General features: G+C 59.5%; 8 protein-coding genes and 1 pseudogene. 4 read left to right on the forward strand and 5 right to left on the reverse strand.

Annotated features, from left to right (window positions below; genetic code table 11):
* Positions 1–109 precede the first annotated feature (109 nt).
* Together BF12_RS0102215 and dapA are read right to left on the reverse strand one after the other, a co-directional pair.
* On the reverse strand, positions 110–1,048 hold the full coding sequence (locus tag BF12_RS0102215) for a hypothetical protein (protein ID WP_024950844.1): 939 nt from the start codon (positions 1,046–1,048) through the stop codon (positions 110–112).
* Positions 1,045–1,932, reverse strand: a complete 888-nt coding sequence (dapA, locus tag BF12_RS0102220) for a 4-hydroxy-tetrahydrodipicolinate synthase (protein ID WP_024950845.1) — start codon at positions 1,930–1,932, stop codon at positions 1,045–1,047. Before dapA ends, BF12_RS0102215 begins: the two co-directional genes overlap by 4 nt.
* A gap of 432 nt (positions 1,933–2,364) precedes the next feature.
* On the opposite strand from dapA, the gene BF12_RS0102225 reads away from it, so the two are divergent.
* The gene (locus BF12_RS0102225) at positions 2,365–2,841 is read left to right on the forward strand and encodes a peroxiredoxin (protein ID WP_024950846.1); all 477 of its coding nucleotides are present in this window, start codon (positions 2,365–2,367) and stop codon (positions 2,839–2,841) included.
* A gap of 92 nt (positions 2,842–2,933) precedes the next feature.
* Here BF12_RS0102225 and BF12_RS18315 read toward each other — a convergent pair.
* A pseudogene (locus tag BF12_RS18315) lies at positions 2,934–4,009 on the reverse strand (AI-2E family transporter).
* Entirely contained in the window at positions 4,006–4,311 is a 306-nt protein-coding gene (locus tag BF12_RS0102235; RefSeq protein ID WP_248623591.1) for a sulfurtransferase TusA family protein, read from the reverse strand. Before BF12_RS0102235 ends, BF12_RS18315 begins: the two are co-directional and overlap by 4 nt.
* Before the next feature lie 204 nt (positions 4,312–4,515).
* Here BF12_RS0102235 and BF12_RS22580 point away from each other — a divergent pair, with 204 nt between their 5' ends.
* From BF12_RS22580 to BF12_RS22585, 3 genes are read left to right on the forward strand one after another with little or no spacing between them, the layout of a single operon-like run.
* Positions 4,516–5,304 (forward strand): M48 family metallopeptidase, encoded by a 789-nt coding sequence (locus BF12_RS22580; RefSeq protein WP_282705477.1) that lies wholly within the window; start codon positions 4,516–4,518, stop codon positions 5,302–5,304.
* Positions 5,202–5,459 (forward strand): M48 family metalloprotease, encoded by a 258-nt coding sequence (locus BF12_RS23055; RefSeq protein WP_282705478.1) that lies wholly within the window; start codon positions 5,202–5,204, stop codon positions 5,457–5,459. The genes BF12_RS22580 and BF12_RS23055 overlap by 103 nt, the downstream gene beginning before the upstream one ends.
* Positions 5,420–6,025: a tetratricopeptide repeat protein gene (locus BF12_RS22585; protein ID WP_248623592.1), complete on the forward strand. Its 606-nt coding sequence runs from the start codon at positions 5,420–5,422 to the stop codon at positions 6,023–6,025. Before BF12_RS23055 ends, BF12_RS22585 begins: the two co-directional genes overlap by 40 nt.
* A 147-nt stretch (positions 6,026–6,172) precedes the next feature.
* Here the strand turns inward: BF12_RS22585 and nadA are convergent, their stop codons facing one another.
* Positions 6,173–7,249 carry a quinolinate synthase NadA gene (gene nadA / locus BF12_RS0102245; RefSeq protein WP_024950848.1) on the reverse strand — a complete coding sequence of 359 codons (1,077 nt, stop codon included), beginning with the start codon at positions 7,247–7,249 and terminating at the stop codon, positions 6,173–6,175.
* Positions 7,250–7,568 lie beyond the last annotated feature (319 nt).

Raw genomic sequence — 7,568 nt, forward strand, 5'->3', positions numbered from 1 at the left:
GAGGCTATTGCACCGCCCTCGGGTGCGGGAAAGAGGGACTGAAACGACGCGACCGCCTCATCCGACGAAACGTCAGATGAGGCGGCGCAATGCGTATCAAGCAGCATGCTCAGCGCAGTGTCGACGCCACGGCGTCGAGCAACTCGCGCGCCAGTGCCGGCGAGGTATCTTCACCGTCGGCACGATGTGCAGTGACCAACGTGTGATCATCTTCGCCACGCAGTGTCAGCACCATCGGCAACGGATCACCGTCACCACCGATACCCAGCCAGCCACCATCACGATCTTCGCGCGGAATATAATCGACCATGAATTCACCTTTGGAGCGATTCTGGTCGGTCAGCTTCTGGTATTCGGTATTGAAGTTCTTCTGCAGCTGATACAGCAGCTCAGCCCAGCTGCGCTCGGTATCCAGTGCCAGATCGACCTGCCAAGTGCCGTCACGGCCTTCAAGGCGTACACGGTCATCACGGCTCAGCGACTGCGCTGCCAGCGATACACCACTGTCAGAAGAAGAAGCAGACAGATAGCCGCGCAGGGCATTCAGACAGCTACCGGACACACCGGCACCTTGCTGACAGCGCACTTCGGAAGCGTCGGAACGCAAGCCCTGGCTGACACTGATCACGCCTTGACTGGTCGTGATCTCGCCTTTGCCGGCATCGATATTCTGCACGTCGAGACCCTGGTCACGCGCAAAGGATTGCAGTCGTGTCCAGACAGCTGCCGGCGCAGCGTTCACTGCCAGCCAGCGGGCATCACCGCTCTGACGCAGAGCGACGAATTCACGTTCGCCCTGCTCACTGGTCGCCAGCGGCTGAGGGCGCGGTGCCTCAAAATCTTCGCTGGCAAGGAAGTCACTGCTGGCCTGCGGCACCGGCATGGAATCCTGGTAATCCGCTGCATTACGGGTCGCCGGCAGCTCGAGCGGCGGCGCAATGCTCGCATCCCCATATTCGCTGTTACGGTCGTAGTAATAGCCATCACTGGAGCAGCCCGCCACCGCAAGTGCGGTCAACAGGGCCAGTGGCACAATACGCTGACTCATTGGTTAAGCACCTTGGCCAATTGCAGCGCCTCATCAACCGTGGAGTGATACTGATCGGACAACCAGGTCATCGGCAGACGCATGCCAGCTTCCGGTGCGATCCCCATGCGATGCATGGCGTATTTGACCGGAATCGGATTGGATTCGACACCCAGCGCGGAGTGCAGCGGCATCAAGCGCGTGTTGATCTGATGGGCACGCTCTGCATCGCCGGCAACCGCAGCAGTACACATGTCGTGCATCAAGCGTGGCACGACGTTGGCCGTCACGGAAATATCGCCATGCCCGCCCATCAGGATGAAGTCACAGGCTGTCGCGTCATCGCCGGAGTAAAGCGCAAAGTCAGTATCCTTGAGACGATCGATCAGCTCCTGACCACGCTCCAGATTACCGGTGGCGTCCTTGAGGCCGACAATATTGTCGAGCTCAGCAAGACGGAAGACCGTCTCGTTGTAGATATCGGAGCAAGTCCGGCCCGGCACGTTGTAGAGAATGACCGGAATACCGGCCTGCTCTGCGACGGCCTTGAAGTGCTGATACAGCCCTTCCTGGGTCGGCTTGTTGTAGTACGGCGCGACAGACAGGCAGTAATCAGCGCCGACTTCCTTGGCGTAGCGTGCCAGCTCAACCGCTTCAGAGGTGGCGTTGGCACCCGTACCGGCAATGACCGGAATCTTGCCAGCAACCGTCTCGACCACGCAGCGAATCACATCGAAATGCTCCGCAAAAGACATGGTGGTGGGCTCGCCGGTGGTACCGGCAGCCACAATGGCATCGGTGCCGTTATCGAGGTGAAAACCGACCAGCTGGCGCAGGGCGTCCCAGTCGATCTCGCCGGTGGCTTTCATCGGGGTCGCCAGTGCGACAATGCTACCTGTGATCATCCCTCGATCTCTCCTCTGGTGCCTGATGCGCCAGCCGCTCTTTCTACCTTCTGGACGAGGGCAGACAAGAGCCAAACTCTGGCATAAGTGGTAAACGCAAGACCATGAATGCGTGAGCACGACATCACGCGAACCGTATCAATGATGTCGATGTTACAAAGACCATCGAAGCCTGTACAGGCGCCATCTGCACAGGTTCATGCCAACAAGGGGCAATCGCTGTGATCGATGGCTTGCGTACGGGGCTGTAGCACGCACCGTAACGCGGACTTTGACAAGCTGCGACACCCTGCGTGTAATGCAGGACAGGGCACGAAAAACTCGCGCGACGGCCCGTTTCTCGCCCGCGTGTTTCGACCCGCCCCGTTTTTAGCCATCCTTCCTTCTGCCACCCGCTTTCACGCGTGGCACCTTTTCTGCCAGGAGAACACGATGAGCGTCAGCGTCGGTCAGCCAATCCCCGATTTCACCTCTCAAGCCACCAGCGATACCGTGGTCACGCCCGAAAGCCTCAAGGGCAAGCAAGCCGTCATCTATTTTTATCCGAAGGATCACACCCCGGGCTGCACCACCGAAGGCGGTGACTTCCGCGACCATCTGCAAGCGTTTGAAGCCACCAACACCATCATCTTCGGCGTTTCTCGCGACAGCTTGCGCACCCACGAGAACTTCCGTGAGAAGCAAGGCTATCCGTTCGAGCTGATCAGCGATCCGGACGAAGTGCTGTGCGGCGTCTTTGACGTCATTCACCTCAAAAAATTCATGGGCAAGGAGAGCATGGGCGTCGTGCGCTCCACTTTCCTGATCGATGCTAATGGCAATCTGGCACGCGAATGGCGCGGAGTTAAGGTCAAGGGCCACGTCGAGGAAGTACTGGAAGCGGCTCGCGAATTGAACTCAGCAGCGTGAGACTTCGTGCTGGCGCTTGATGCACCGAACCCGAAAATGAACAAAAAAAGCCCCGCCAGATGGCGGGGCTTTTTTCATCTTCAAAGGTCACATCAGACCATGTTCTCCGCGGCACGCGCTCGGCGTGGCCAGGCATACAGCAATGACTTCATCAGGGTTGCCAGCGGGATGGCGAAGAACACGCCCCAAAAGCCCCAAATGCCCCCGAAGAACAGCACGGCGAGAATGATCGCTACCGGGTGCAGGTTGACTGCCTCGGAAAACAGCAACGGTACCAGCACGTTGCCATCCAGTGCCTGGATAATGCCGTAGGCACCATCACGTACATGAAGGTATCGCCCAACCCGAAATGGAAACCTGCGACGGCTGCGACCGGCAGCGTTGCGCCTGCCGCGCCGATATAAGGGATCAGCACCGAGAAGCCGACCACGATCGCCAGCAACGCCGAGTACGGCAGCCCGAACACCACGAAAGTGACATAGCTGATACCGCCGACAATGACGATCTCGATCACCTTGCCCCGCACGAAGTTGGCAATCTGGTCATCCATCTCGTTCCAGACGCGACTCATCAGCAGGCGCTTGTTCGGTAGCAGGGCCAGCGTAAAATCGACTAGCCGTTCGCGGTCCTTGAGCATGAAGAACACCAGAATCGGCACCAGCACCAGATAGATGATCACGCCCATCAGATTGCCCAACGACGCTAGTGACAACGAGACGGCACGCTGACCGAATTGCGTCAACTCGCGTCCAGCGGCCCCAATCCACTGCTGAACCTGCTCTGGCGTAATCAATCCCGGGAAGCGCGTTTGCAGCTCACCCAGCCAACGCTGGCTGGAAGCAAACATGCCGGGTATCTCTTGAATCAGGTTGGCTAACTGGTGCCAGACCAGCGGCAACAAAATCAACGCGCTAGCCAGCATGATGCCCATGAAAACCAGTGTCATCAGGCTAACGGCGGCCAAGCGCGGCAGGCCGCGGCGCTCCAGCCAGCTAACACCGCTTTGTAGCAAGAAGGCTACGACCAGCGCAGTGAAAAAAGGCGCCAGCATACTGCCCAGCAAGATGACGGCGGCAAAAACCAGCACTAGCACCAGAAACAGGACCACCGCCTCCTCATCGGAGAAATAACGCTCGATCCAGCCGCGCAACAGGGTCTTCATGGTCATGATGGGGTTTCCTCGGACTGCACGGCGATCAGAAAACGATAGTCACCGCTCGCGGTTTCCTCGCGAGAGATGAGCGCATGATCACTCAGCGCGAGATAAGCCGGAATATCCCCCCAGGCACCGGCGTCGCTGGCCAATACTTCAAGCTGCTCGCCAGCAGCCATGCTGGCCAGCGTGAGCTTGGTGCGCAGCAGCGGCAGCGGGCAATGAAGACCGCGAGCATCGAGCTGTTGAGCGTCGGTACCTGATTTTGGGTCTATCATCGGATTCGCAGTCTCAGCGGTAGGTCGTTCGGATGCCATCTGCCCTTCCGTTATCGTTGTGATGTTCTGCTACGTGCCATGAAGACCGTAGCTTGAAAACGCCCCGATTTAAGGGCACCTTGCCTGACAAAGCAACTTTCCGCCCCATCAGCTAATAACAGCGGGGTTGCCAATGCCAGTCTGGCCCACGTGCTTATGCCCGAGCGGCTTGCGCATTGCGCCTTATTCAAGAGGATTGCCTGCATGTCGTTGCTATCCCATCTGAGACGCTCCACATCATCACAGGCGATCATACGCCCCTCGAGCATGCGTTTACCGAGCATCCTGCTCGGCATTCTTCTCCTCAGCACACCTGCTGTAAGCGTATCGGCTGCCGCCCAGAACGACTATGGCTTACCGGACTTGGGCAGCGCCAGCGGCGGTATTTCCAACAACGATGAATATCGTATCGGGCGTGCCTGGCTGCGCCAATTCCGCGCCCATGTCCGCGAGTGGGGTGATCCCATCACACTGGATTGGATTGGCGGGCTAGTCCGCCAACTAGCCCCGTGGAGCGAACTGGATGATCGCAACTTCATCATCACACTGGTCGCCAGCAGTCAGCTCAACGCCTTCGCCGTGCCCGGTGGAGTCGTCGGCGTAAACACCGGCCTGTTCGCCTTTGCGCCAGACCGCGACGCCTTTGCTTCAGTGCTCGCTCACGAGCTTGGCCACCTTTCCCAGCACCATTTCGCGCGCAATATGGAGCGCCAAGCCGAAACTCGCCTGCCGACACTAGCAGGCTTCCTTGCCGGCATGGTGATCGCCGCTGGCGGCGGTGGTTCCGCCGGCATTGCGGCCATGGCGGGCACACAGCTGCCGCCATTTCCGATCAACTGGCCTACTCACGGCGCTTCGAGCAAGAGGCCGATCGCGTGGGCATTGAAGCGATGTCACGCGCGGGCTTCGATCCAAAAGCCATGCCGCGCATGTTCCGCGCCATGCAGCGTATGGCTAGCCTACAGGGCAACGATGCTCCGGAGTTCCTGCTGACTCACCCCGTGACAGAAGCGCGCATCGGTGACAGCCAGGCCCGTGCTGACAAATTGAAGACCGCAACGCCTAATCCGCTGGCCACGCTGTCCTATTCACTCGTACGGCTCGTGCATTGCTGGCGCTCAACCTTCGCCAACCGGAGCAGGGGCTGATCACACTGCGCGGAGACTCTCCAGACCCTGACGCCATTGCCTATTATCAGGCGCTGGCGTTGGCTGAGAATAACGAGACCGACAAGTCACTGGCCGCACTGGACCGCCTGCATGACAAGCATCCTGATCTCACGTTGATCAGCGCAAGCGCCGTCGAAGTCGCGCGTGATGCGCGCCGCTATGATGAGGCCACCCAACGTGCCAAGCGTCTGCTGCGCCTGCAACCAGACTACCTCCCGACACGCCTGGCGCTGGCTGAAGTCGCACTACAGCAAGACCCTGCTGCCGCTCGCCAACAACTCGAGGATATCCTGCGAGAACACTCAAGTGACCCCGCGGTCTGGAGTCTTGCCTCGGAGGCCAGTGGTCGTAGCGGACACAAGGCCGAGGCCTTCCTCTACCGTGCAGAATTCGATCAGCTGGAGGGTCGCATGGACCGCGCCTTCGCACAGCTGAAGCTGGCTGACGAGGCCGCACGTAAAGATGGCGACTTCAGTATGGCCAACCGCATCAGCGCGCGTCGCGAAGACTTCAAAGGCTATCGCAACGCCATCGATGAATTTTGATCCGTTGTGACTGAAGGCGCCAGACGGCGCGCATGACACACGTAAAGTACCGCACGAAAAACCGCCGCCCCGAGAAATCGGGAGCGGCGGTTTTTCATGTCCAACTCAGCCATTCCTGGTGCCATCACATCAGGAAATGGCCAGACATCAGCGGTTGAATTCCAACATGCGCGTCAACGGTTTCAAGGCGCGCATACGCAGGCCATCGTCCACAAAGACCTCCTCGGGATTAGCCTGAGCCGGATCACGCCGTAGCACGGCCGCCAGATTCTCCAGTCCGTTCATCGCCATCCATGGGCAGTGCGCACAGCTCTTGCAGGTCGCGCCATTACCTGCGGTCGGCGCTTCAAACAACTGCTTGTCCGGCGCTGCCTGCTGCATCTTGAAGAAGATACCGCGATCAGTGGCGACGATCATCTGCCGATGAGGCAATTCCACCGCCGCCTTGATCAGCTGTGAAGTAGAGCCCACCACATCGGCCAACTCCACCACCGCCTGCGGGGATTCCGGGTGCACCAGCACGGCGGCGTCCGGGTAGACCTTGAGAAGGTCCGTGATTCCCTGAGCACGGAACTCGTCGTGCACGATGCAAGCGCCGTCCCACAGCAGCATGTCAGCGCCGGTCTGTTTCTGAACGTAGCCACCCAGGTGCTTGTCCGGCGCCCAGATGATCTTCTCACCCCTGGCGTGCAGGTGCTCGATGACATCAACAGCAATCGAGGAAGTCACTACCCAGTCTGCACGCGCTTTCACGGCAGCCGAAGTATTGGCGTAGACCACCACGGTACGCTCTGGATGGGCGTCACAGAAAGCCGCAAATTCGTCTTCAGGACAGCCGAGGTCCAGCGAGCAAGTTGCCTCAAGCGTCGGCATCAGAACACGCTTCTCTGGCGACAGGATCTTGGAGGTCTCGCCCATGAAGCGCACCCCTGCGACGATCAGCGTCGACGCCTCGTGGCGGGCACCAAAGCGAGCCATCTCGAGGGAATCGGCGACACAGCCACCGGTTTCCTCGGCGAGCTGCTGGATGGCGTCATCGCAGTAGTAATGTGCGACCAACGCAGCGTCCCGCTCGATCAGCAGCTGCTTGATCTCTTTTATCAAGGCTGCATCTTCTGCTGCAGGGCGGGTCGGGCAGTATGCGCGGGCCAGATGCTCACGCACCTGCTCACGGACGGCATTGTGGGCCTCACGACCCGGCGTGGCGTATGTCAGGCTATTCATATCTCTCTCACCTGCTCACAGGGGCTCCCCCTGTGCTGAGTGGGTCAGGACTCGGCCTCGGACGCGAACGGCCCGTGGTGGCCCTGCCTGCGCAGCAGCTGGGCTCCCCAAGCTGCCGCATATGCCTTGGGCGTCTATCGCCCGCAGCGTTGCCCGCATGTCACGGACTCTACAAGGATACTCCTGCACACTCCCCTCTCCAACTGCGAGAGCCGCAAGTACGCATCCCTTGAGACGACACACGTTTTCCTTGGCACAACAAAAATTGCCCCGCGCCAATAAAGGCACGGGGCAAGATCTGGTGGGTCGTGAGGGATTC

Origin of the sequence: Cobetia crustatorum (assembly GCF_000591415.1) — a bacterium.
Lineage (GTDB): Bacteria > Pseudomonadota > Gammaproteobacteria > Pseudomonadales > Halomonadaceae > Cobetia > Cobetia crustatorum.

What these genes read in the sequence shown, in the direction of transcription:
- nadA (WP_024950848.1), bottom strand. Translation starts at nt 7,249, where the DNA reads ATGAATAGCCTGACATACGCCACGCCGGGTCGTGAGGCCCACAATGCC.
- dapA (WP_024950845.1), bottom strand. Translation starts at nt 1,932, where the DNA reads ATGATCACAGGTAGCATTGTCGCACTGGCGACCCCGATGAAAGCCACC.
- BF12_RS22580 (WP_282705477.1), top strand. Translation starts at nt 4,516, where the DNA reads ATGTCGTTGCTATCCCATCTGAGACGCTCCACATCATCACAGGCGATC.
- BF12_RS0102235 (WP_248623591.1), bottom strand. Translation starts at nt 4,311, where the DNA reads ATGGCATCCGAACGACCTACCGCTGAGACTGCGAATCCGATGATAGAC.
- BF12_RS0102215 (WP_024950844.1), bottom strand. Translation starts at nt 1,048, where the DNA reads ATGAGTCAGCGTATTGTGCCACTGGCCCTGTTGACCGCACTTGCGGTG.
- BF12_RS23055 (WP_282705478.1), top strand. Translation starts at nt 5,202, where the DNA reads ATGTCACGCGCGGGCTTCGATCCAAAAGCCATGCCGCGCATGTTCCGC.
- BF12_RS0102225 (WP_024950846.1), top strand. Translation starts at nt 2,365, where the DNA reads ATGAGCGTCAGCGTCGGTCAGCCAATCCCCGATTTCACCTCTCAAGCC.